The organism is Okeania sp. SIO3I5, assembly GCF_010672085.1.
In the GTDB taxonomy this organism is placed as follows: Bacteria; Cyanobacteriota; Cyanobacteriia; order Cyanobacteriales; family Microcoleaceae; genus Trichodesmium.
Genome location: NZ_JAAHHT010000126.1, coordinates 1 through 26227, shown reverse-complemented (window position 1 = coordinate 26227; position 26227 = coordinate 1). Strand labels below are relative to the sequence as shown.

General features: G+C 40.7%; 16 protein-coding genes. 9 read left to right on the top strand and 7 right to left on the bottom strand.

Features of this window, described 5'->3' with window-relative positions; all coding sequences use genetic code 11:
• Positions 1-6 precede the first annotated feature (6 nt).
• Positions 7-156, top strand: coding sequence for a hypothetical protein (locus F6K40_RS24395; protein WP_293139688.1), 150 nt, complete (start codon positions 7-9; stop codon positions 154-156).
• 260 nt (positions 157-416) lie between these two features.
• Here F6K40_RS24395 and F6K40_RS24390 read toward each other — a convergent pair whose 3' ends face one another.
• Positions 417-578: a hypothetical protein gene (locus F6K40_RS24390; protein ID WP_293139687.1), complete on the bottom strand. Its 162-nt coding sequence runs from the start codon at positions 576-578 to the stop codon at positions 417-419.
• Between the two features lie 1321 nt (positions 579-1899).
• A complete protein-coding gene (locus F6K40_RS24385) occupies positions 1900-9486 on the bottom strand; it encodes a tandem-95 repeat protein (RefSeq protein WP_293139686.1) in 7587 nt (2528 codons plus the stop codon).
• 1 nt (position 9487) lies between these two features.
• Here F6K40_RS24385 and F6K40_RS24380 point away from each other — a divergent pair, with 1 nt between their 5' ends.
• Positions 9488-9697 (top strand): hypothetical protein, encoded by a 210-nt coding sequence (locus F6K40_RS24380; protein ID WP_293139685.1) that lies wholly within the window; start codon positions 9488-9490, stop codon positions 9695-9697.
• 9 nt (positions 9698-9706) lie between these two features.
• Positions 9707-10315: a hypothetical protein gene (locus F6K40_RS24375; RefSeq protein ID WP_293139684.1), complete on the top strand. Its 609-nt coding sequence runs from the start codon at positions 9707-9709 to the stop codon at positions 10313-10315.
• 1361 nt (positions 10316-11676) lie between these two features.
• On the opposite strand, the gene F6K40_RS24370 is transcribed toward F6K40_RS24375, so the two are convergent.
• A complete protein-coding gene (locus F6K40_RS24370; RefSeq protein WP_293139683.1) occupies positions 11677-12267 on the bottom strand; it encodes a Uma2 family endonuclease in 591 nt (196 codons plus the stop codon).
• A gap of 201 nt (positions 12268-12468) precedes the next feature.
• Here F6K40_RS24370 and F6K40_RS24365 point away from each other — a divergent pair, with 201 nt between their 5' ends.
• The 4 genes from F6K40_RS24365 to F6K40_RS24350 all read left to right on the top strand — a co-directional run bounded on the left by F6K40_RS24365 (position 12469) and on the right by F6K40_RS24350 (position 13840).
• Complete coding sequence (locus F6K40_RS24365; protein WP_293139682.1) at positions 12469-12735, top strand: hypothetical protein; 267 nt, start codon at positions 12469-12471, stop codon at positions 12733-12735.
• A gap of 265 nt (positions 12736-13000) precedes the next feature.
• The gene (locus F6K40_RS24360; RefSeq protein ID WP_293139681.1) at positions 13001-13405 is read left to right on the top strand and encodes a helix-turn-helix domain-containing protein; all 405 of its coding nucleotides are present in this window, start codon (positions 13001-13003) and stop codon (positions 13403-13405) included.
• Positions 13406-13450: 45 nt separating this feature from the next.
• Positions 13451-13642, top strand: a complete 192-nt coding sequence (locus F6K40_RS24355) for a hypothetical protein (protein ID WP_293139680.1) — start codon at positions 13451-13453, stop codon at positions 13640-13642.
• A gap of 36 nt (positions 13643-13678) precedes the next feature.
• Positions 13679-13840: a hypothetical protein gene (locus F6K40_RS24350; RefSeq protein ID WP_293139679.1), complete on the top strand. Its 162-nt coding sequence runs from the start codon at positions 13679-13681 to the stop codon at positions 13838-13840.
• 215 nt (positions 13841-14055) lie between these two features.
• On the opposite strand, the gene F6K40_RS24345 is transcribed toward F6K40_RS24350, so the two are convergent.
• The 3 genes from F6K40_RS24345 to F6K40_RS24335 form a co-directional block, all read right to left on the bottom strand.
• The gene (locus F6K40_RS24345) at positions 14056-14244 is read right to left on the bottom strand and encodes a hypothetical protein (RefSeq protein ID WP_293139678.1); all 189 of its coding nucleotides are present in this window, start codon (positions 14242-14244) and stop codon (positions 14056-14058) included.
• Positions 14244-14531, bottom strand: coding sequence for a DUF433 domain-containing protein (locus F6K40_RS24340; RefSeq protein ID WP_293139677.1), 288 nt, complete (start codon positions 14529-14531; stop codon positions 14244-14246). Before F6K40_RS24340 ends, F6K40_RS24345 begins: the two co-directional genes overlap by 1 nt.
• A 351-nt stretch (positions 14532-14882) precedes the next feature.
• Entirely contained in the window at positions 14883-20222 is a 5340-nt protein-coding gene (locus F6K40_RS24335) for a S8 family serine peptidase (protein ID WP_293139676.1), read from the bottom strand.
• A gap of 733 nt (positions 20223-20955) precedes the next feature.
• Between F6K40_RS24335 and F6K40_RS24330 the strand changes: the two genes are divergently transcribed.
• Together F6K40_RS24330 and F6K40_RS24325 are read left to right on the top strand one after the other, a co-directional pair.
• Entirely contained in the window at positions 20956-21996 is a 1041-nt protein-coding gene (locus tag F6K40_RS24330; RefSeq protein ID WP_293139675.1) for a site-2 protease family protein, read from the top strand.
• Between the two features lie 214 nt (positions 21997-22210).
• Positions 22211-22543, top strand: coding sequence for a hypothetical protein (locus tag F6K40_RS24325; RefSeq protein ID WP_293139674.1), 333 nt, complete (start codon positions 22211-22213; stop codon positions 22541-22543).
• A gap of 414 nt (positions 22544-22957) precedes the next feature.
• Here F6K40_RS24325 and F6K40_RS24320 read toward each other — a convergent pair whose 3' ends face one another.
• On the bottom strand, positions 22958-25837 hold the full coding sequence (locus F6K40_RS24320) for a cadherin-like domain-containing protein (protein ID WP_293139673.1): 2880 nt from the start codon (positions 25835-25837) through the stop codon (positions 22958-22960).
• Positions 25838-26227 lie beyond the last annotated feature (390 nt).

The window sequence follows — 26227 nt, the reverse complement described above, 5'->3', positions numbered from 1 at the left end:
GGAGGTGTGGGAGGTGGGGGAGGTGTGGGAGGTGTGGGAGGTGGGGGAGGTGTGGGAGGTGTGGGAGGTGTGGGAGGTGTGGGAGGTGTGGGAGGTGTGGGAGGTGTGGGAGGTGTGGGAGGTGTGGGAGGTGTGGGAGAAATAATTTTTCCTTGATTTTTCTGCCTCGCTCTGCCCCAAAGTCCTCACTTTATGCAGCTAAATCAACCGAAAAACTGGTACTTTTTCAGGACTTAAAATGGCTAAAACCTTGAACTGTAAATGCTTTGATATTTAATCAGCAAGCCCTAAATATTAGACTTCTCCAAAATAAATATAGTAAATTACCGAATAATTAATAATTCAATAATTAAATAATTCAGGTTAAATGCCTCCCCTTTTAAGGGGAAAAAGCGGTTGGCAAGCGGAGCAGTCCGTTAGGATGGGATGGATGGGTTACCGGCGCCATATCCAATCAACCAAGAGAAATAAATTTTGGTAGTCCTGCATTGTAATGGTGAAAATATATATTTTTTAATTTCTTCCCACACGGACCACACTCCCCACACCTCCCACACTTCCCACACTCTCTCTACCATTCCTCAGCACCACCACCTAAATTTTTTCCTTTGAGTCAATCCTCTTCCTTTTAGGGAGAGGTAATTATCCATTATCATTATCATTATCCATTAATAAAGAGCCTAATTATAACTTTTCAAGCGAAATCGTAGCTCTTCCGGAGGAGACACTTAACGAAGTCAAAAGTCAGAAGTCAGAAGTCAGAAGTTGTTTTTGTAACGGGGATTTGAGCAAGCCTCCAAAAACATTTCGCTGATACTGGCGGAGTTGCGCGAACCCTGTTTGATATAGAATCCGGTTATATAATATATGTTCATAATTCTATCTACACTTTCTACTCCCCATCTCCCCATCTTCCCATCTCCCCATCCCCCCATCTCCCCAACTATATAACAAGTATTCAACCCGATCTTATATGATAATCAAGACTTATATCAACAGCACTAAGGCCATGCGAACCCAGAAACCGGGTTTTTTCGTCAATGTTTATTGTTGAAAACAACGATTTATCCTAAAAACCCGCTTTCTTTGCGTAAGTCCTGATCAAGTAACATTAATTAACCCCAGTGTAGGGACGTTGCATAAGGGTGTCCCTAGGAGGTTGGGAAAAGATTGTTTATTACAGTTATTTAATGAGACATGATATACTGACTACTAAAAATCATCAGGACTAAAGCCAGGTGAACCCAGAAACCCGGTTTCTCGTAGACATCTATTCCCAAAACAAGGATTTATCGTAGAAACCGGGTTTCTTTGCGTAAGTTCTAAATCATAAAATCATATAGAATCCGGTTATATAGTATATGTTCATTATTAAATCGGACCATTTCCCCATCTCCCCCAACAATACACTCTTGTATTCAACCGGATTTGATATTACTCCTTACTCCTTACTCATTACTCATTACTCCTTACTCATTACTCCTTACTCCTTACTCCTTACTCATTACTCATTACTCCTTACTCCTTACTCCTTACTCCTTACTCCTTACTCATTACTCATTACTCATTACTCATTACTCCTTACTCATTACTCATTACTCCTCAGTAATACGATAACTAATTACCTGGATTCTATATCAGATCATGTCCGCTGGTATGGTCGCGTGTAAACCGGCACAGGCAAGATGCCTATTCCACAAGGTGAATATCTACAGGAAATTTAAGTTTTTTTCTTCCTCTTAAGTATTCTTCCTCCCTGTTCCCTGTTCCCTGTTCCCTGTTCCCTACCTTTGCATACAATACCGATGCTACCGGACATGATATCAATTATCCCACAGAAATCATCAATTCTTTTCCCCTACTCCCTACTCCCTACTCCCTCTTTTCTGGGGATGTCTATTAGATAATAGTAAAATCATCATTTACATTCACAGCAGTAATCCCACTAACATCTAATTCTGCGAGAATTTGCGAGTCATCACCAACTGTATTATCTCCAGTAGCATCATAAATTAGATAAGTTTTGCTGTCCTGTTCATACAAAAATAAACCGGGACTTCCGGTTAAAACATTTTCAGAAATATCGGTAGTTTGTACGTTGGTGGCGATATTATCTACAGATGGAATAACTGTACTAGAAAATGCAAGGGTATCTCCACCAACTACACCTAAATCATCAAAACCGGTAATGCGATCAAACAAACCAGTCTCAATAGCAGCACTTATAGAAGTAGCATTGCCTGCATTAAAGTTTGCTCCACCGCCATCATTGGAACTGGTGTAAACAAAGGTGTTGTCGCCATTATCATCAGACAGGGTATCTGCTCCGAGACCTCCGATCAAGGTATCGTTATCATCACCGCCATCTATGGAGTCGTTACCATCACCACCCACTAAGCTGTCATTATTATCATTTCCTGCTAAGGTGTCGTTACCTCCTAAACCTTCAAGAGTATCGTTGCCTGCATCACCATCAAAATTATCATTCAACTCACCACCAACAAGGGAGTCAGCAGCATTTGTAACATCCAGAATATTCACTGTAACAGTAGCAGTAGCTTGGTCGGTACCATCAGTAATGGTATATTGAAAAATGTCAGTACCAGTTCCCAGACTTTCTATTGAATTGTATTCAACTAGAGTTCCATTCTTGCCCAAAATGCCCAAAATAGTGCCGTCACTATTGTTAAGAACATCAATTGATAGGTCGTCTCCATCAACATCGCTGTCATTTGCAAAAATGTCAATTATCAACTCATTCCCTAAATTAGTAAATACAGGTCCATCATCAACGGCAATGGGTGGGTCATTGACTGGGGTAACATTAATACTAATAACTTGAGTAGCAGAATTATTTTCATCGTTGCCGTCATCAACTATATAGCTGAAATTTCCGGCATTTCCGTTAGCATTTGCAACAGGAACAAATGTTAATGATGTTAGTTGATCTGTGGTTAACTGTTGACCAATAGTTACGGCAGTATTATCTGATAACACTACTTGTCCTATTTCTGCATTGGGAATACTGTCAACAGTAATAGTGAAGGTATCACCATTAGGGTCAGTCGGTGCTGGAATATTTAAGGGTGCAGTAGTATCTTCGTCCAAGGTAACAGGTTTATTAGCTTCTACTTCAGGAGCTAGGTTAGCTTCAACAATATTGATATTTAACAACTGACTGGTAGTTCCTCCGTCTTGGTCTGTCACTAGGAAGTTAAAGCTATCGGTACCAATACTGCTAGTAGTAGTTGCATAACTAATTTCTCCATTATCAAGATTTTCCTGAGTGAATGTGCTGCCTACTGCTAAAGTTTCCCCTCCCTGTTGGAGTTCGCCTAAAGTTGGCAGTTGAGTCAGAGTATATTGTAGGGAAGCGGGGGTGGCAGTTTCCACATCGGGGTCGATAAATTGGAGATTTTCTGTAGCTACAACTTGAGTTTCACCAATAGTAACGTTTAGGTCTGTAGTTGTACCAACAGGAGGATCGTTGACTCGAATATTAAAGGTGTCTGTAACTTGACCGCCATTAACATCGATAACTTGGAAACTAAATGAGTCATCGTTTGTATTACTACCTGTGTGTTGGTAGATCACTAAACCACTATTGATATCTTCTTGGGTGAAAGTATTTGTGGGGTTGTCCGACTGTTGTAATGTTCCTGCTGTTGGTTCGGTGGTGACTGTGTAGGTAAAGGTGTTTGTACCGTTATCCCCATCGGTTGTCTGCAAGAAATTCTGATTTATAGTTCCTGTTTCCCCAAGGTTGATGAGCAGTTCGTTATTATTAGTAATTGCGGGAATGTCATTTACTAAGATATTAGCGGTGCCAACTCCTTCACTAAAAGCATTTGTGCCACCTATAGTTGAAATTTCTGTTAACTGGGTTGTATTACTACTACCATCGGTGGTATCCCAAGCACGAAATTCAATAGTGGCATTTCCGAAGAAGTCGGTGTTAGGAACAAAACGGAGGCGGTCGCTTTCTGTAGCTGTTAATAAAGTGGTACTACTATTACTGACGTCTACCCAGTTTGTACCACTATCAAAGGAATACTGCCAGAGACCGTTGCTATTGTCAATTTGAGTAATAGCTATTCCGCTACTTGCACCTCCGTCAGCATCGGTTACTGCACCAGCAATAATATCGGTAATGGGAGTACCAGCATTATTAATCTCATTTTCATTGATAGTAGTTAGGGCGATATCTCCTGAGTCTGTTAGGACTGGTGCATCGTTTAATGCTTCTACTGCTACAGATATAGTACCTGTTTGAGTAGCAGTATCATTATTTGCGGTTTCGGTTGCTGTTGCTGTTACTGTTAAGTCAAAACTAAATGTTGTTCCTGTTTCTTGGTCTCCAGGAGGTGAGATGGTTAAATTTTCTAGTTCTTCTGGAGTTAATTCCCAAGTGCCATTACCTACATTTGTTCCTGCTGAGAGAGTTGCTGCATCTGGCACTCCTGAAATAGCAATAGATAGAGTCTCGGAACTGCTTGTATCTACTAAACTAGAAGTTATACCGAGGGGTAGAGCGTCTTGATCTGTACCTGATACGGAAGATGTGGATATCTCTAGGTTAGGAGTATCGGCAACGGGAGTTACATTAATCGTCACATTTGCTGTATCTGTTAACCCTTCGCTATCGGCAACAGTATAAGTGAAACTTTCTGAACCACTGAAATTCTCATTCGGGGTGTAAATAAAACTGTCTGCTGTTTCTTCTAACGTACCATTTTGGATGTTATCAGCAGCAAATTCTGTAATTGTAATTTCGTCCCCATCAGGATCTGTGTCATTTCCCAACAAGTCAGACCGAAGGATAGTTATTGCTGTATCTTCGTTGGTTGAAAATTCATCATCATTAGCAACAGGAGAATTATTCAGAGGAATTACCTCCACAGCGATCGCTCCCGAATCTGAAACTGTATCACTATTATCTGTTTCTGTTGCCGTTACTGTTACTGTTAAGTCAAAGTTTAATACTTCTGTTTGTTCCTCTTGAGAAGGTGTCAGGGTTAAATTTTCTAATTCTTCTGGTGTTAACTCCCAAGTACCGTTACCTTGATTTGTTCCAGCAGAAAGAGTTGCTCCATCTGGCACTCCTGAAATAGTAATAGATAGAGTTTCGGAATCATCAGTATCTACTAAACTAGCAGTAATATCTAGAGATATTTCTTGATCTTGGTTGCCCGAAACAGAAGATGTGGATATCTCTAGGTTAGGAGTATCCGCAACGGGAGTCACATTAATAGTCACATTTGCTGTATCTGTTAATCCTTCGCTATCGGCAACAGTATAAGTGAAACTTTCTGAACCACTGAAATTCTCATTTGGCGTATAAATGAAACTCTCTGCTGTTTCTTCCAACGTACCATTTTGGATATTATCAGCAGCAAATTCTGTAATTGTAATTTCCTCACCATCAGCATCTGTATCATTTGCCAACAACTCCGACTTATCAATAGTTATAGCTGTATCTTCGTTGGTTGATAATTCATCATCCTCGGCAACAGGAGAATTATTCAGAGGAATTACCTCCACAGCGATCGCTCCCGAATCTGAAACTGTATCACTATTATCTGTTTCTGTTGCCGTTGCTGTTACTGTTAATTCAAAGTTTAATACTTCTGTTTGTTCCTCTTGAGAAGGTGTCAGGGTTAAATTTTCTAATTCTTCTGGTGTTAACTCCCAAGTACCGTTACCTTGATTTGTTCCTGCAGAAAGAGTTGCTCCATCTGGCACTCCTGAAATAGTAATAGATAGAGTTTCGGAATCATCAGTATCTACTAAACTAGCAGTAATATCTAGAGATATTTCTTGATCTTGGTTGCCCGAAACTGAAGATGTGGATATCTCTAGGTTAGGAGTATCCGCAACGGGAGTCACATTAATAGTCACATTTGCTGTATCTGTTAATCCTTCGCTATCGGCAACAGTATAAGTGAAACTTTCTGAACCACTGAAATTCTCATTTGGCGTATAAATGAAACTCTCTGCTGTTTCTTCTAACGTACCATTTTGGATATTATCAGCAGCAAATTCTGTAATTGTAATTTCCTCACCATCAGCATCTGTATCATTTGCCAACAACTCCGACTTATCAATAGTTATAGCTGTATCTTCGTTAGTTTCAAATTCATCATCATTAGCAACAGGAGAATTATTCAGAGGAATCACCTCCACAGCGATCGCTCCCGAATCTGAAACTGTATCACTATTATCTGTTTCTGTTGCCGTTACTGTTACTGTTAAATCAAAGTTTAATACTTCTGTTTGTTCCTCTTGAGAAGGTGTCAGGGTTAAATTTTCTAATTCTTCTGATGTTAACTCCCAAGTACCATCACCTTGAGCGGTTCCTGCGGAAAGGGTTGCTCCATCTGGCACTCCTGAAATAGTAATAGATAGAGTTTCGGAATCATCAGTATCTACTAAACTAGCAGTAATATCTAGAGATATTTCTTGCTCTTGGTTGCCCGAAACTGAAGATGTAGATATCTCTAGGTTAGGAGTATCGGCAACGGGAGTCACATTAATCGTCACATTTGCTGTATCTGTTAACCCTTCGCTATCGGCAACAGTATAAGTGAAACTTTCTGAACCACTGAAATTCTCATTTGGCGTATAAATGAAACTCTCTGCTGTTTCTTCCAACGTACCATTTTGGATATTATCAGCAGCAAATTCTGTAATTGTAATTTCCTCGCCTTCAGGATCTGTGTCATTTGCCAATAACTCAGACTTATCAATAGTTATAGCTGTATCTTCGTTAGTTTCAAATTCATCATCAGTTGCGTCGGGGGCAGTGTTTGCAGGTTCAATATCAATATTTAATAACCCACTGGTAGTACCACCGTCTTGATCTGTGACAACATAACTAAATGTATCTGTACCAACCTCTTCGCTTTGGTAAGTCAGATTTCCTTGGTTAATATCTTTTTGAGTGAAAGTATCTGCTACTTCCAGAGTCGCACTGTCTAGTTTTAATACCCCGGTGGTTGGCAGTTCAGTAATTTCATAAACTAGAGTTGCTGCACCTGCATCAGTATCAGGATCTTCTGCTAGTAAATTTTCGTTACTAATTTCTCCCTCGCCGCTTTCACTAACTGTTAAGTTATTGGTAGTCAAATTTGGTGGTACGTTAACTCGAATATTGAATGTAGTTGTAGTCTCTGCTCCGACTTGATCCGACACGCTGAAACTAAACGAATCATTTTTAGTATTGTTTTGAGTATGCTCGTAACTTAGCAAACCATTATCTAGATCATCCTGGGTAAAACTGGTGAAACTCCCTCCATCAAGTAACAAATTACCACGACTCGGCAACTCTGTCACTGTATATATTAAGGTAGTTTCACTATTGTCAGTTGTTTCTAGGAAAGTATTATCTATTTTTCCTATTTCGTTTGTATTTACCACCAACTCCGCATTTGTTGCCACCACAGGAAAATCATTCAGGGTAATATCAATTAAAGCAGTATCAGTTTGAGCATCCCCTTCCCCTGTATTTCCTTGGTCATTTACCGAGATACTGATAGAATCACTACCAGAGTTGTTCCCATTGATAGTGCGAGCATCCTGCTCGGGTATATAAGTCAGAGTATTAAGAGATTGGTTGATATTTTCTAAAGTTCCTGTAAATACCATCTGACTATCTGCTTTGCCATCACCAGTCGTAAAGGTCAAACCAGAAGTAGACTCAAGAGTTAAATTACTCTCAATATCTTCAGAATTAGTAGTTTCTAGGGTAACTTCTAATTCTTCCTCTCCCGCATCAGGATCGCTAACTTCAATACCAACTATTTCTAACTCTTCCCCTTCATTAACCAGTTGTTGAGCGTCAGAAATTACAATTTCTGGCGGATCGTTTACATTAATTAAGCTGATAGTAAATGACTCGGTGAAACTTTCTCCAGCGTTGTCAAAAGTTCTGACTTGGATATCAAAGCTGTCTTCTTCCTCAAAATCAAAACTTGCTCCCTCCGCTACAACTAGCAGATCGCCTTGTTCATCATCAAAAGCAAACCGCCCCTCAGCATCATCAATTAATCTGTATTCATGGGCATCATCCACATCTGAATCTACTGTGGTAAATGTACCAATAACTGTACCTGCTTCACTGTTTTCTTCCACACTATTGTTATCTAACTGAATATCTGTGGGAGGTTCATTCAGAGATGGTGGTGTCACTTCACCTGGATCTGGAGTTACAGGTGGTGCCGTCGTTACAGGTGGTGCCGTCGTTACAGGTGGTGCCGTCGTTACAGGTGGTGCCGTCGTTACAGGTGGTGCCGTCGTTACAGGTGGTGCCGTCGTTACAGGTGGCGCTGTCGTTACAGGTGGCGCTGTCGTTACAGGTGGCGCTGTCGTTACAGGTGGCGCTGTCGTTACAGGTGGCGCTGTCGTTACAGGTGGTGCCGTCGTTACAGGTGGCGCTGTCGTTACAGGTGGTGCCGTGTTAACTGGTTGTGGGAAGAAGTTATTAGGGTTGAGAGTGGTACTATCAACTCCAATTAAAATAGCTAAAGTCTCACCGTTGGAATTCCGAATAATAGTGTCACCACCCTCATCAGATAATTCTAAGTTTTCAAATATCAGACCTCCCTCCAAACTAATCAGGTCTTCAGCAGTATTAAAATCAGTAACAGTATATAAATTATCAGGTTCATCAAAATCTACAATTACAAAACTATCTTCACCCTCACCTCCAGTCAAAGTATCATCACCTCTACCACCTATCAATAGATCGTCACCCTGACCTCCATCAATAGAATCATTTCCCCTACCCCCTGAGAGGAAATCATTTCCTTCCCCTCCATCAAAGGTATCGTTTCCTCGTTCCCCATTAAGAGTATCGCTACCCTCACCTCCTAATAACAAGTCATCATCTTTACCTCCAGATAAAGAATCATCCCCCGTACCACCATCAAGAGTATCATTACCTCGGTTTCCTGATAGAGAATCATTATCCTCATCTCCTGAAATACTATCGGCATCTTCACCACCACTAATCAGGTCTAAACCCAAACCACCAGAAATTATATCGACGCCACTTCCACCCAAAAGTGTGTCATTCCCGGCATCACCAACTACAGTATCATCACCTCTATCCCCAGAAACAAAATCGTTATCTTCTCCTCCTGCTACATCATCGCTTTCTCTACCACCATAAATAACGTCTCTACCTTCTCCCCCTCGGACTGTATCTGAGTCGCGATCGCCAAATAGTGAATCATTTCCCGCATCACCTAAAACTGAGTCTTCACCTCTACCACCCCGTAGACTGTCATCTCCTGCACCACCACTAACGGTATCATTACCCCGGTTACCGTTAATTTGGTCGTTACCATCTTGGCCAAGTAAAGAGTCACTTTCGTCTTGGCCAAATACAGTATCATTTCCACCAAGTGCGGAAAAGGTATCACTGAAGGCGCTGCCAAATGCTAGATCATCTCCATCTGTTCCTACTGCTTCTCCCCCAGGAAGCAAAATGCCTCCTCCCGATGGTGTTGGTGTAGGAGTTGGTGTAACAACAGGTGGTGCTGTTGTCGGTGGTGCTGTTGTGAGTTGTGCTGCTGTTGTCGGTGGTGCTGTTGTGAGTTGTGCTGCTGTTGTCGGTGGTGCTGTTGTGACTGGCGGTTCCGTAATTACTATAAAGCTGCCAGAACCATCAAAGAAACCTACTAGAGGACCTATTTGAACTATCTCGTTGCCATTGGGAGTTGTAGGTACTGGGGTTGTTACTGGTGGTGCTGTTGTTACTGGTGGTGCTGTTGTTACTGGTGGTGCTGTTGTCGCTGGTGGTGCTGTTGTCGCTGGTGGTGCTGTTGTTACTGGTGGTTGTGTTGTTACTGGTGGTGCTGTTGTCGCTGGTGGTGCTGTTGTTACTGGTGGTGCTGTTGTCGCTGGTGGTGCCGTTGTTGCTGGTGGTGCCGTTGTCGCTGGTGGTTGTGTTGTTACTGGTGGTGCTGTTGTCGCTGGTGGTGCTGTTGTTACTGGTGGTGCTGTTGTCGCTGGTGGTTGTGTTGTTACTGGTGGTGCTGTTGTTGCTGGTGGTTCTGTTTCTGGTAATGGTTGTAATGGAAGAAAACCCCCATCATCAGTGCGGAAACCTAATCTCCCATCTGGTCCTATTTCTGGAATTGCTCCGAATGCTGTGCCCATTTTTCTACCTCTTAATAAATATATAAAGTTTTCTAGTATGAAACAATATTACTCAATATCTTTTCGTTTATTTAGTTGTATCAAGGCTTACCCACAACCACTATATCTAGTAAGGGCGAATGCCATTCACCCCTACAGATGGGATATAATTTGATATTTTACGTAAGTCCTGTGTACAATATGGTGATCTAGAAATTCCCACAGTTATGAGGTACATTTACGATCCCCCATTATCCCCCTTTTTAAGCTATGCTTTATAAACATCTTTCTCTTTTCATAAAACTTGACAACATAGAGGAGTTATGTTTAAGTCTTGAATCGGCTTTTTCAGGAGAAAAGAGTATTTTTCAATACACTTTTTTATGAATGTAGACAGAATTCTTCCTCCCCCTCCTCCCCCTCATCCCCATCCTCCCCACCCTCCCACAAGGGTTTCAAGAGTTCCTTATAAGGGATAGCTTTTTAAGGGGGACCTTGAAGACTCCCTCTTTTTAAGGGGGCAGGGGGAGATATAGAAATGTACCCCATGCATTAAAGAACTGCTATATTTTTAACCATAAAATTAGTATTATTACATATTCTTGATAATTTTTATAATTCCAAAGTTACTGGAATTAATTAGGAAAGTTAAACTATGACTAATTAGCCTCAATCATAAATTTACTTAGTTTATTTTTTGTACAACTTTTTATTTTAACAACTTTTTTGCTGTTTGACAATTAATTTCAGAAATGTATCAAGAAATTGTGGGAATCGTCAAAGGTGATTAATCTAGGGATAACTTCTAAAGTAGTCTGATAATCTCACAAAGATAATTTGACCCTCAACTAATTTAGTCCCGTAGTCCATCTGAGTTTCTGTTAGTGTTTGGACTTTTTCCAAGTTTGCAACCCTCAGAGACATAAATAATCTCCTGTTACTATTTGAGACTGTTGATGGAATTATAGCAAAAAAACTATTGGGAAAGCAACAGGGGGAATAGGGATGGCGATCGCTCCTGTTATCAAAAAAAGGTGGTGGTGCTGAGGAATGGTAGAGAGAGTGTGGGAGGTGTGGGAAGTGTGGGAAGTTGGTTCGTGTGGGAAGAAATTACAAAACTTATGTATCTTCGCCATTCCTCAGTAGGACTACCAAAAAAAATAATCCCAAAATATGATGTAGCGGCGATTTCGTTCCGAATGCTGTCGCTTTCCGCGTAATTAGGAGCATGACAAACGGAAATCGCCCCTACAGTGGTCTACCAAAATGAAAACTGCTGTAATTCTGCGGTTGTCAAGATTTTGTCGGAGCTATTGAGAGGCGATTACGATTATCCTCTTAACTCTCGATGGTGTTATCACCTCTTGTGTAATAGATGGATTATTGGAAAGCGAGCGCTTTTTGAGCTGAGGTTGAAAACAACAAAAGTCAGAGCGACCGCTATTACCAACAAGCTACCGTAATCCCGCAGTGTTAAAGATGCAACATCGCTTTTTTATACACAGACAAGATGCCTGTTCTACGAAGATATCGCTTTTACTCCTCTTCCTCAAAGATTGGCGGCCAAAGCTCGGAAATTGATATCTCCCAACCTGGGAAGAGTTCTGGAATGGTCAAAATGTCATCGCCAGCAAGTTCAACGGTATCTCCTGTGGGACGATAAATTGCTACTGTTTCTTCGTCGGGATCGATTAAAATTGCTACTTGCACTCCCAGTTCGATATATTTCTTGAGTTTCTTTTGCAGCGGAGGGATGCGTTCGCGGAGCGTTGCGTCAGCATTATCGCTTTGAGACTTGATTTCTACTGCTAAATCTGGAACCATTTCTGCAAAGTAACGGATACTACGTCGCAAGCGTTCTGCCTTGACAAAAGAAACATCTGGTGCTTTGAGGTTGCTATCGGGTAGAATAAAGCCTCCTGCGGAGTCGAACACCCGCCCCAGACGACGAGGATTTACCCAGGCATAAATAGAACCGCCTAAACGCATAGTTATTTCGCTTGATACAATGTCTGATGGTCCCATGACTAATATTTTTCCACTTTCTAGTTCAAATTGATAGTCAAAACCCGCTTCTTTAGCTAGGGTTTGCAGTATTTCTAGGTCTTTGACTGTTACGTTGGACATATTTCTCCTATTATGTATAGGTTTGTGGCTATTCTAGCATATTTGGGGGTAATGGGTTTCGAGGTTGGTAGTAGCGATCGCGCATCCGTAAGGCTGCGATATTGCTTCTTTGGATAAAAAAATATGATGTAGGGGCGATTTCTTAACTAAATCAAAATCAGTTGTGTTATAATTTTTTTTGTCAATCTAATTCTACTACCAATGGTTTCATCCAAATTACTAGAACTGGAAAATGCAATTAATAACTTATCCATGGAGGAGAAAATATGGTTATTAGAAAAAATCGTTGTTCAAATGCGAAAATTAACAGAAGCTTCTAATTTTCAACAACAACTAAATTTAGAATCGGGCAATCTAAATGCCAATTCTGAGGACGACCCTTTGATTGGTTTGTTTGCTGGTTCCCCAGATTTAGCTACTAATTCTGAGGAGATTTTACAAGCAGAAATCACGGATAAATTGGGATGAACTTACAAAGAAATGTCTAGGTAGGAGCGATCGCCTCTAGAATAAGTATTTTTTCTGCTGTTAACTGCTATAATATTAATTAGTTATTTTATCAACTCACAAATGCACGTCATTAGCTATCGACGTTTAAGGGAATATGCTGGCAAACATAACGATTGTAATGAACCTTTGGATAACTGGTATAAAGTTGCTAGATTTTCAGCATCTAGCTATAAGATAGAGGTACTGATAACTGTTAACTGATAACTGATAACTGATAACTGAAATGACCCCTACTTTTAGCTCGCAAAAATATAGCGATTTATTGGTAAAATACCAGCCGAAACTAATTAAAACAGAGGATGAAAATGAACGAGCGCTCGCAGTTGTAGAGGAGTTGATGCACGTTCAAAATCGCACTCCAGAAGAGGATACTCTTTATGAGTTATTGATTGTTTTAATTGAGAAATTTGAGGAAGATTTTTATCGTCCCGGTGCCTCATGTTCTCCTCATTCAATGTTACTATTTTTAATGGAACAACAAAACGTAAAACCTGAAGATTTAGTGGGGGTTGTTGGTTCGGAGGATATGGTGTTTGAGTTGGTTAATGGTAGCCGTGAGATTGGCAACGAATTGGCTGAAGTTTTGGGCGATGTTTTTAAGGTTGATTCTAGTTTATTTGCACGATAATTAATAGGAGCAATCGCCCTATTATCAAAAAAATAATGAATAAAAATGAATAAATATGTAGGGGCATCTATGCGAATCGCCCCTAGATTAGGGAATGGTTCAGGGGCGATCGCTTCTTTTGCTCAGGTTGAAAATAATAAAAATCTGAGCGATCGCTTGACAAATGACCAACAATCTAATCGCTGGATGGATTCAATTTCTTTGATATTTAGCCAAATTTCAGATACCTCGGTTTAGGTTTTCTAATGAATAAATTATGTAGGGGCGATTCGCTTGCTCGCCTCTACAAATAAATTGATCGCCTCTTGGGCAGAAATTGAAAACCCCAAAAATCGGAGCGATCGCCTGACTAATTACCAAGAAGCTACGGACTTCGAGCAGCCTTACGGATGCAATATCGCTTTTTTCTTGTCAGATGAGGCATCGCAACGATAAAATAATCCACTTAATTTCTTTGAACAGCTCTAATATAGCCACCTAAAAAAAACAGTTGATTCCTTACTTCTTCTGCGGAGACGGTTTCTATCAAATTCATAAGTCCGCCCAAGATATCGCCCGTAGAGTATCGTTGCTGATCTATAAGAATAATCCCCCCATGAGTCCGATTTTCCATCATAAAGATAGAATGTAAACGACAAAAATCGGCTATATTATGACTGAATAAAACCCGTTCTTCCTTTGTAGTGTAGGGGTGATTCGCGAATCGCCCCTACAAATATCGCCCCTCCAGTTGTTTGCAGCTCGTTGACAGTGCGTACATCTACTCCCCGGTTTCGCAAAGCTGTGACAAGCACCATATCCATTGCATCTTCGTCGAAATATAAACGAATTTGACTCATTATATGCCTGCCTTATGTTCGGCTTCAAAACGATGATAATCAGCTTCTTCTGCTACCAAATACTCTTCAATTTCATTTTGATTAGCATAGTAGTATGCCAATGCAGCATGAATTTGTGCTAAGTTCAAATGGCCAAAACGATAGCCTATTTCTTCTGGTGTTAGACCGCGTTTGTGCCAGACGACAATTCGCTGCACTGAGACTTTGGTACCTGCTATTCGAGGGCGATCGCCACAAGTTTCGGGAGTGCGGACAATAAGCGTTCCGATATCAATAATAGCTGTCATTTTTACCTCAATCCTCAATGGATTTGGAACTAGACTATTGTAACATTAATTCTGCGGTTGTCAAGATTTTTGCGGAGCCATTGAGAGGCGATCGCTTCTTTTGCTCAGGTTGAAAATAACAAAAGTTAGAGCGATCGCTTGACTAATGACCAAGAATCTACTCGGTGGAAGGATTCAATTTGTTTGATATTTGGCCAAATTTAGATACCTCTGATTGGGTTGTCTTATGAACAAATAAGATGTAGGGGCGATTCGCGAATCGCCTCTACATTGAGAAATGATTCGGGGGCGATCGCTCTTTGGGAAATAATTGAGATTTTAGGTTGAGCGATCGCTCCCCTGTATTATTCCCTAGACTACCTCATCTTTTTCTGCAATACCGAACTTAGCGAGCGCAAACGCTACAAGACCTGTCACGATAGGATATCCTACAATATCATCTAGAAAACCAACTCCTGTAATATTATTACCAATAAACCAGACAGCGCCCACAACAGCTGTAATTATGGCTGCTGCACCAACAAGATATCCGAACCCGTCCGCAATACCTTTTATCAATTCTTCAACATCTGGATTTTGATCCAAGAATACTTCGTAGGCAGTTTTTAGTTCTTCTACAGAGTCTACTAATATGTTGACAAACTTTACAACCTTTTCAGGGGCAGTACCTTCTATTTTCCTATGATATCTCGCGTCTAAGGTATGCCCTGCAGATGCCTCAAAGTTTGCGCCATCATTAAAAAAGCTTTTCTGAAAAATATTTGCAGTAGCTTTTAACTCTATTTTTCCTGTATAAAAGTTTCCATCAATACCAGCTGAAAGTTCAATCAAATCATCTCCTACTCCTAAACTAACTTTTTTGTCTTCACCAAATTCGACTGTTAGTAAATTACCCAATAGGTTGTTAATCTGCAGATTATCCCCGTCTAAAATAACATCAGAACCCCCTATTTTTAGGGCACTATCTACTTTAATTTTGTGTTCTCCTTCTACTAGATATTTGCCAATAGGAAGCCAAACTTCTTGGCTAACGGATCTAGACGCTTCATACCCAACAATAGGAATTTTCACACCAATAGGAGAATCTGGTAAAGGTTCGGGGCTTGGCTTACTGTTGCCATCATCAGAATTATTCGACCCACTAGAATCTCCAGCATTGCTACCACCGGAATTATTCGACCCACTAGAACTTCCAGCATTGCTGCCACTGGAATTACCACCAGTAGAACCATTAGCTGTTTCTACCTTGGGATTTGTCCAGCCGTTAGCATTTTTAACACTCTTCCAACCACTGATTCCGACCTCGCTACTAGCTCCTAACCTGTCTCCGTTTGATTCCAGAATCCTTACCTCTATCTCTCGGGTATTGGTATTTCGTCGTGATTCCATGACTATTCCTGTGTGTCCTTCTGGAACCCCCTCTGTACCTGGAAACGAAATCACAGCACCATAACTTGGCCAGCCAGTTGTAGTGTACGGTCCGAAATAGTTCTTAAATTGACTAGCAACATTTCTCGCAGTATCCTTTCCATCACCATAATATCTCCTGCGAGTCCTTTCGTCGTCTGTTTCAAGAAAAACATCCTGAAGATAACGAGCAATCAGAGTAACACACTCGCCCTGATATTGACCGGGGAAATCTTCGTCTGCTCGACGAATACCCCTTTCACCGTTCATCTCTCGGAAGAATCTTTCCATTGCTTCAGAAGTGGCACCGCCGCCACCACCAAACAAAGGAACCCCATCCTTATCAAACCCCTCGTAACTACTACCATTCCAAGTAATATAACCATGAGCAAAATCTTGACGGATACCTGTAGAAGAGGGATACTCCCCAGTAGTAGGCGGACCCAAAGGCCCTTTAATCCCGTCTGTCTCCAGATAATATTCACGAATACTACCATGCAGAGGGAAAGTCCCGTGACTGCTGCTGACAATCGAACCACGTTCAAAAATCTGAAAATCAGAACCATCGTAATGTTGAACGCCCCCAGTTGGCTTACCCAAAATACCCCGGATTTCGCCATCTTTATAAAGCTTGTAAATATTCCCATCAACCTTATGCCCGTCGATAACAATACCCACATCATCGGTCGCATTAACCACCAACTTGTAATTAGTCGAATCACCCCGATTATCAGGAGCTTTCACCCGCAGATAATAATTACCATTCGGAGGAATCACCACATTACCATAGCGATCGCCACCCCCTTCATCAAACTCCAGCAACGAAATCACATTACCATTTTCATCCAGCACATCAATATGAGGACCTGCCGTCAACTCCCGCAAAGCAAACTGCAAGCGGAACTCCCGGTTATCGGTCGTAAACTTGTAAAAATCCACATTATCGCCCTTATTCCAACCGACAAAATCCTCAAGCTCCAGGCGCTTACCGCTCACATCTCCCAAATCCCTAGCAGTCTCCAGACTATTACCCGCCTGATCCATATTCATCACCAAATCATACTTGCCGCCAGAGGGAGAATCATCCTCCAAAAACACCCGCACCATATAATTGCCAGGAGGCAAATTCTCATAGCGGGCGTACAGATTATCATCACCTTCAGTAAAATGCGGTGTCACAAACTCGCTATTAACAATGCCACCACCCCGATCTCGACGCAACTCGAAATAGACATTCCCCTGTTTCTGCTTCGACTTCAAATGGAAATCCCTGACACCATCCCCAACAGTAAAGCGGTAGAATGCCTCATCCTCCCCAACACTTCGGTTCTGGAACTCGTGGCGACCATTGAATTCTCCCAACTCCTCAGACATTTGAGTAGTCAACACATAATTCGTACTGGTATCCCCCTCCGGCAGCAACCGCAAATAATAATGCCCCTCGTCGAGAGTCACATCCCCGTAAGTACCGTCAAAATAGTTTAACGGCAGCACTCGGTTATCCTGATCCAAAATTTCCGCCTTAATCTGAGAACCCGGTTCCAAGTCTCCCAAACTGAACCGCAAGAAACTCTTATCCTGAAGATAAAACTTATAATAATCCCCATGAGCGTCGCCCTTGTATCCAATATAATCTTGGAAGTGTTGGCGACCCCTCAAAGCTCCTACATTCCGCGCTTGATCGAAATGATCTTGTCCGGCAGAGTCCAGATTCATTATCACCTGATAATCCAGATTTTGTTTCTTCGGTTCAACCCGCACATAATAAGTTTCACCATTGCGCGAAGTATCGAGATATGCTAACCCAACTGCTCCAGTATTTTTCTCCGGTTGCCACGGCGCCTTTAGAGAAATAGGGTCAAAGTTTTCATCAAGAATCTGAAATTGTGCGTCCTGACTAGAGATATTCTGACCGCGACTATTGCGCATAGCAAACTGCAACTTATGCTTGTTGTTAACAAAATCCTCCAGTTTCTCCACAGAGAACTTATAATAATCATCCCGTTCCAACTCCGCGATATAAGTGCCATATTCATCACGACCATTGTGCAGTCCCCAATCATGGAGTCGCACCTGTCTTGGGTCTGCTTGCGCCTTTACCCCGTTAGGAAGACCAGAACCCTCACGATAAGCAACCGCATGGATGCCGTTCCAGATAATGTAACCGTTGTCAAAATATTTAATTGCTGCCACCCGGTTATCCATTTGAGTATCCCAGTCAAGCTCTACATCCCTCCTTCGTTGCCCATTAGGCTCAACCCTACCCAACCAAGGATTTCTGTTCTCGACTAATCGAATTGCATTACGAGCGTTAGTTTCAGCTTCTCGTTTTTCTTGTTGTTCCCGTTGTCTCTTTTCTCGTTCTCTGTTTTCCCGTTCTCTCCTTTCCCGATCCCGACGAGCTTTTTCTTGTAATTCCCGTTGAATTTGAGCATAATCCTTCGACGGTTTGGGAGTGGGTTTATTAAACGACGGCTCTTTCCTTAAAATTGGTCGCGACGATACGGTGTCTCTGCCATGAACCCTATTAGTGCTTTGATGACCGAAGTTGACTCTTAACTCATAATCGATTGTGGATCTGCGATTCTTATCAAGTTTTATGTAATAATCACCCCGTTCTAAGTCAGCACTTAAATATAGACCACCTTCGGGATGACGAGTTGCAGTTTTTACCAAATAGCTACGGCCAGACCTATCGTACCTGTAGACTTTCACCTGACCCCCAGTGTTGGGGAAACCCAATTGTAGATTCGTCGAACTGCCTAAATAAAAGTACAGCCTGTCCTCGGGGTTGCGACTGTAGAGATAACCGTCATAAATCCGTCGTCCCCAAGGAGACTTTATTCTATAGTTTTGCACCGCTCGGGAGCGGGCTTTAACACCATTATCAATATCCCACTTATCAGAAATTAAAGATTGCTGTGGCCTGTAAATCCGACCGCCTGTCACCTTAGCACGCTCCACGGCCTTATCCATATCTAACAATCCAGCCCCCGTCTCCTGATCCCATCCGGCAGCCCCCACATCTTTAGCCGTGGCCTTCAATATTTCTTTTACCTGAGTGAAATTCAAATTAGGATTTGCTGCCCACACCAAAGAAGCAGCCCCCGTCACCTTTGCCGTCGCCACAGAAGTTCCGGCCATAGTTCCCAAGCCATCATCCGCCGTGGAAGTCACCGGATTATCCGCCGTTCCTCCCTCAGCCAAGATATCCAACCCATTACCATAACTAGAATAAGCAGCCCGATCTTCTCCATCTGCCGCCCCCACAGTAATAATATTGTCAAACTCCTGGGATGCCTGGCCCAACGCGGACATCACACCCCCATCGTTACCAGCCGCTGCCACGATTAAAACCCCATTGTCTTGAGCATATTTAATGGCCTTTCGTTCAAAAGGTGTTAACTTGTAGCGAGTAGTTATGCTGTCGTCGGGGTTTTTCTGAGTCAAGTCCAAACTCAAGTTAACAACAGCATTCTTCTGACCTGCCTGTTTCGCATGATTCACAAACAATCGTAAAGAACTAGCCCACCCACTATAACCGATCCCCCGACTAACCCACAAAGGGGCTTTATCATTAATCCCGTCAATACCAATGCCATTATCACGAGTCGCGCCAATAATACCCAGAACGTGAGTGCCATGTTGGTCTCCTGTTCCAGGTTTGAGCATGGAGTTGTTATCGAAACTTACCATGTCGTAACCCGTAGTTATCCGATTATAATCAATATCGGGATTATTAGGTGCCAGACCTCTATCTATGACCCCTATCAATGGTTGATTCCCCACAGGGAAGTCGTAATCTTTGTTATGGTTATTATCTTGACCATAGTTATTTCTGGGCGGGTCAATGGGAAGGGTTGTCGGAGGTGGTAAAGTATCTACAACTCCACCAATATCAGGTATTTCTACACTCGGTTGCCCTGGATTTATCAACGCTTCTAAAGTCGGCCAAGTAGACAAATCTTCTAAATCAAAACTATTAGCTGTAGTGGGATTTTCTTGAAAGTATTTGTCGATTTTTTGCCAATAATCTTGAACTAAACTTTCTGTATCTAAATCGGCAATATCTAGAGGAGCGTCAGTTCCTAAAATAGTAGTAATTAATTCTTGATCTGTGAATAATCCAAAGATAGGATGGTTAACTAGGGAGTTATCTATTGGTATCAGACAATAAGCACCAGGACTAATAATTTCTTCTAAAATAAAAGTCTTACTTCTTGGCTTTTTGGCAGATTTTTTTTGTTGTTTTTGTTTACTCTTTTTATTCCAGAACAAAACCATAATTTGCACCTCTAATTATTGACATTTTTGCAAATATTTTTTTTCTGTGACACACCTAAAAGTTGTAATAAGAGACTCTTTGTAAAAGGAATATTAAATCCAGGCGTAGTAGGCTGTCTAGACTAAAATTGTGGGTGTTTGAGTGAGCAACGAGGGAAGACATCTCCCCCAACCTCTCTCCTGCTTTTGAGAGGAGGGAAGATCCCCCTTCCCTTGTAATTTGTGATTTTAACTAAATAAATAAAGTCTTAAGCTTTTCCATTCCAAGATGTAATAACCTTTAAAATTAATAAAACATTCTCAGGGAAAGCTCTTAACTAGGAGAACAACTAATAACTAAAATTACCTATTTTTTATAAAAAACATTAGCATCGCTAAGGAAAAATAAATGTCTATTTTCAACAAAATTTAATCTTTAAAACAAATTACTGGTTTGAGATTTTGTCGCTCTTCGACAACAAACACAAAATTTAGAGCTGCCTATAAATAACCTCTAAACTCTAACAGATTGACACAATTAAAATGCTGCGATGGGTTCTTAAATATCTTTTACGGATAAGCTGCGAAGATAGTCCCTCAACCCAACCTACATCTATTGCAACATTTAAGATGAAACAGTCTATTCTTAGACCGTTTTCTGCATCCGTGCATCCGTGCCATAATCCGTGTGAGCATTGTTGTTGGGTTTCCTTCCTCAAACCAACCTACACTTATTTTTCAATTTGATAAATTTATGCAACTAAAATCAGAGGTGCATTGGATTCAACATCCAGATGGTTATTGGATATTACGCAATCCTGAATATCCGACTTTTATCCAAGTAGATAATATTGATAAAAATATCATTTGTCTATTAGGAAAAAGACCAATACCTGCTATTGCCAATAAATACGATCTAACTATCCAAGACATTCAACAACTATTGCAAAAATTAGCAGCAACAGGTATGTTAGAAGGTACGGAACCACCGCCGAAAAAATTCTCTTTGGCACAAATATTATTTTTCAAAATCCCTCTGTTCAAACCTGATGAATGGTTAACAGAAAATATCAATAAACTCCGTTGGATTTGGACGGCAGGTTTTGGTTTTGTCCTTTGTTTTTTTCTCGGTCAAACAATTTTTTTGTGGTTAGCTTATGCCACAGATATTGTTTCTGCTCATCAACAAGTTTGGGGAGATTTTGCAACAGCTCCGACTAATTTATTAAAGTTAGGTTTTGCGACGATGTTGACGATCTTTCTCCATGAATTAGGTCATGCTTTTACTCTGAAACATTTCGGCGGTATTGTGCCAGAAATTGGTTTATTATTTATGTGTTTTATGCCAGGAATGTACACCAATACTTCTGACCAATATTCTTTGGTTAAACGGAAACAAAGAGTTTTAGTTGTAGCTGCCGGGGTAATAGTTCAAATAATTATTTGGGCGTTAGGTTTGTGGTTATTATTAGCATCTCCTCCCCAGAGTTTCCTGCAGCAAAATAGTTATTTATTGATGAGTGCTGCTTTAGTAACCGTGGTGTTAAATCTAAATCCATTAAATGCTTTTGATGGTTATTATTTGTTGGTGGCAATGACAGGAATTAATAATTTAAGGAAGCGATCGCTTGAATTTTATTTTGATTTATTGCGCCGTCAACCTTCGCCTGAAAAAACATCTGATCAAGCTATTTTAGCTATTTATGCTCCTCTTAGTATTATTTATACAGTTTTGGTTTTGGGTTATATGTTATGGTTAGTTGGCAACTGGATTTTGACTTTTAACTTTGTTTAATTCTTACTTTTGAATGCATGACTTTTAACTTTGTTTACAGCGCTTTTCAGATTAATAAACCACATTGCCACAACCAAAATCCTGTAGGGGCGATTCCCGTGTAGGGGCGATTCGCGAATCGCCCCTACAGTAGTCTAACGAAATGAAAACCGCTGTAATTCTAACTTTTGAATGCATGACTTTTGACTTTTAACTTTCTTTGGAGTATAAATCAATGAAAATTCATCAATTTTTACAAGTAGTTGTAGTTAGCTTAATTATGAGTGTCGGATTTTCTGCCAAGCTTCCTGTAGGAGCTTTTGTAACAGATTCTACTGACAATAATAGTAGTTTAGCTACTAATAGTAATTCTTCTGGAAGTTCTAATTTATCAGAATTTTTAACTCAAACATCTCAGGATTCTCAAGAATCTACTATCAATTGTAACTTGATAGATAAAGTTAAGGATTATGCAGGAACACCTGAACCTAGTTTAATTAGCGGATTATTTTTTGTCGTAGGATTAGGTCTTTGGAGTGGCAGAAAAAAATTTATTCGTCATAATTAGACAGAAGAAGTTATATTAAATCCTCCCTCCTGTAGGGGCGATTCGCGAATCGCCCCTACAACTTTTCTAAAGGTTAAATAGGGTTTGCTGATTAAATTTTAAAGCATTGACAGATAAAGGTTTTATACCAATTTGAAAAATGGCTGTTATGGCAAAATCTATACCAGCCAAGGATTTCCTGGCACTCATTTGTAACATTCTTTTATTAAATTGGTATTAGCCTTTTTAGGTATTAAAAAAGTACAAGGTTTTAGCTCTTTAGAGCTGCATAAAGTAAGGATTTTGATTGACGCTCTTGCTGAAAAATCAAGGGATAATTCTTCCTCCTGCCTCCTCGCTCATTCCTTACTTCTCCTGTCTCCTGTCTCCTGTCTCCTGACTCCTACCCTCACCCATAAGTTTTGAGCGCAAACCCTAAATAAACTTAAAGTCCGAAGAATCAATAATAGTATTAATAGCATCAGGAAAAACAGGAATATTATTAAGAACTGCTAAATCAAAAGCAGGATTAGCATCATCATCAAGATTAGGATCATATCCTAAAATCACTTTGCTATTTAAACTATTATTTACATAAATAAAGAACGCCGGACTTGTACCAGAACCGTTTTGATTATTCAAAATAGAATTCACTTGCTGTACATTTTCAAATGTATTCTCAAAAATAATCAGTTCTTGTCCGCTAATATCTTGACCTTGCGAACCTAAATTATCCAGAGAAATTATTACACTAGAAAATTCTGTAGCAGTACCAGGAGGATTAGTTAAATTACCAAAATTATTCGATCTAAACAAAAATACATCTGCATTACTGCCATTAAAATCATTAATCACATCTATTCCTTCATTGGGAACTTCAAAAAAGAAAGCATCATCTCCCTCATTACCAGTTAATCTGTCCGCACCAAACCCTCCGTTTAATGTATCATCTCCCACGTCTCCATTAATAGAATCGTTACCTTCGTCACCACCAACAAAATCGTTCCCTTCATTACCACTGAGAGTGTCAACTCCCGCGCCACCACCCAAAGAGTCATCACCTACACCACCAATAACCCGATCGTTACCCGGACCTCCAAATAAGCGATCGCTACCAGTTTGACCTAGAATACGGTCATCATCAACACCCCCATCAATAGTATCGTTACCGGAACCACCTGTGAGAGTATCATTTCCCGTATCACCAAATAGGGAGTCATTGTCATCTGCACCAGATAGAGAATCATTACCTGTACCACCGTCAAGGGTATCGTCACCAAGTCCACCTGCAAGGGTATCTTGTTGTTCTGCTCCTAATAATAGATCGCTACCCTCTTCTCCTAACAAAGAGTCATTATCAGCACCACCGTCAAGAGTATCGTTACCTACTCCTCCGAATAATGTATCAGTTTGTTCTGCTCCAAACAAAGAGTCGTTACCAGTTTCACCTAATAAGGAATCTTCCCCAGATCCTCCATCTAAAACATCATTTCCACCACGACCACTGAGAGTATCGTTGCCTGGATTTCCTATCAAGTAATCACTTTGTTGAGTACCATTAATGGTGTTATCGCCATTGCCACCTTCGGTAACATTATCAACAACTGTAATGCTAAAAGATGTGCTAGGAATAGTTCCACCATCACTATCAGAAACAGAAACAGAAAAAGGAAAACTACCTGCTGTATTACCTGGAGTATATAGAATTAAGTTGTTATTAATATCTGCTTGAGAAAAAGTATCACCTTGATTCAGAGTTTCATTAACCAACCTGAGATTACCTTGTGTTGGTACTCTAATAATATTGTAGGTAATTTCTGCTGCTGTGTTGTCGCTATCTGTAACTAAAAGATTAGTATTTAATACATTTTGTCTGGGTCCATTTTTGACAGCGATGATACCTCGGTTGTTGACAAGTTGAGGTGGATCGTTGACTTTGATATTGATTTGGGCAGTGTCGGAATTACCATTCCCGTCACTAATACTATAGCTAAAACTTTCATCTCCTAAAAATCCAGCATTAGGAGTGTATATATAAGTTGTGCTATTTTCTTGTACTAACGATCCGTTGCTCGGTGTACCTATAGCGGAAATATTAAGAGGGTCTCCTTCTGGATCGGAGTCGTTTTCTAGCAATTCTTGAGCAGTAATAGTTAATGGTTCATTTTGATTAGTGCTGAAGTTATCATCCTCTGCTTCGGGTGCTTGGTTAGGAGGTTCTGTTGGCGGTTCTGTTGGCGGTTCTGTTGGCGGTTCTGTTGGTGGTTCCGTTGGTGGTTCCGTTGGCGGTTCCGTTGGCGGTTCCGTTGGCGGTTCCGTTGGCGGTTCCGTTGGCGGTTCCGTTGGCGGTTCCGTTGGTGGTTCTATTGGTGGTGTTGGTGTGGATGATGATAATATTACAAAATCACTAGAGTCAATAGTGCTACTTTCAACTCCTATTAATACTGCTAAGACGTCACCGTTAGTACCACCTACACTAATAATTGTATTATCAGGGTTGTCTTCTGATGCAAAAATACTTAGTTGTTCAAAACTCAAACCATTGCTGAGACCAATTAAATCTTCATTGCTAAAGTCATTGATAAAGTCTGCACTACTAACTCCTGGACCTCCTGAGTTGGGTGCAAGATTAAAGGTATCTTGCCCAATACCACCTGTAATTGTATCTGCACCAATATCTCCTGAGAGAAAGTCTGCACCGACTCCTCCTTCTAGGGAGTCTGCATCTCTGCCACCAAAAAGTGTATCGTCTCCTGCGTTTCCTTCTAGAATATCTCTACCTGTTTCTCCAAACAAGATATCTCCACCATCATTTCCTAATAAGCGATCGTCACCTGCACCGCCAACTACTGTATCGTTCCCAATATCCCCATCAACTACATCATTGCCTCGATCGCCGAATAATAGATCATCTTCTCCACCACCGACAATACTATCATTCTCTTTACCTCCAAAAATAGTATCGTCACCTTCATTCCCCAAGATAGTATCACTGTCGCGATCGCCATACAATATATCACTACCACTATTTCCCTGGATAGAATCTAAATCTCTACCTCCCCGTAAACAATCATCTCCTAAACCTCCGTCGATCGAATCATTTCCAGCATTGCCGTTGATTTGGTCTTGACCTTCATCTCCCCGGAGAACATCATTTTCATCTAGACCAAAAACCGTATCATCTCCAGACAATGCTAAAATTGCATCTGCTATTGGACTGCCAATTATGGAGTCGCTGAGAATAGTTCCTTCTCCTAAACCTTCAATAAAAATTGGTGGTGGTAGTTCGACTTGTTGTTTAACTCTTTTTGTCATCTTGATTTTTCCTTAGTCAGTAGTTAGTAGTTAGTAGTTAGTAGTCAGTAGACATCTCCAGGAAAAAGGGAGTAGGGAGTAGTAATTGATTTTTTTTTGATTTTTAGAGATGTCTAGTAAATGGAAAGTTAAGTTAGAAAGGGCAGGGAATAGAAAGTTTTTACTTAATTCTCTCTGCCCTATTTCCTACTTCCCTCTTCCCTGTTCTTTTTGATTTTTAGAGATATCTAGTCAATGGAAAGTTAAGTTAGAAAGGGCAGGGGATAGAAAGTTTTTACTTAATTCTCTCTGCCCTATTTCCTACTTCCCTCTTCCCTGTTCTTTTTGATTTTTAGAGATATCTAGTCAATGGAAAGTTAAGTTAGAAAGGGCAGGGGATAGAAAGTTTTT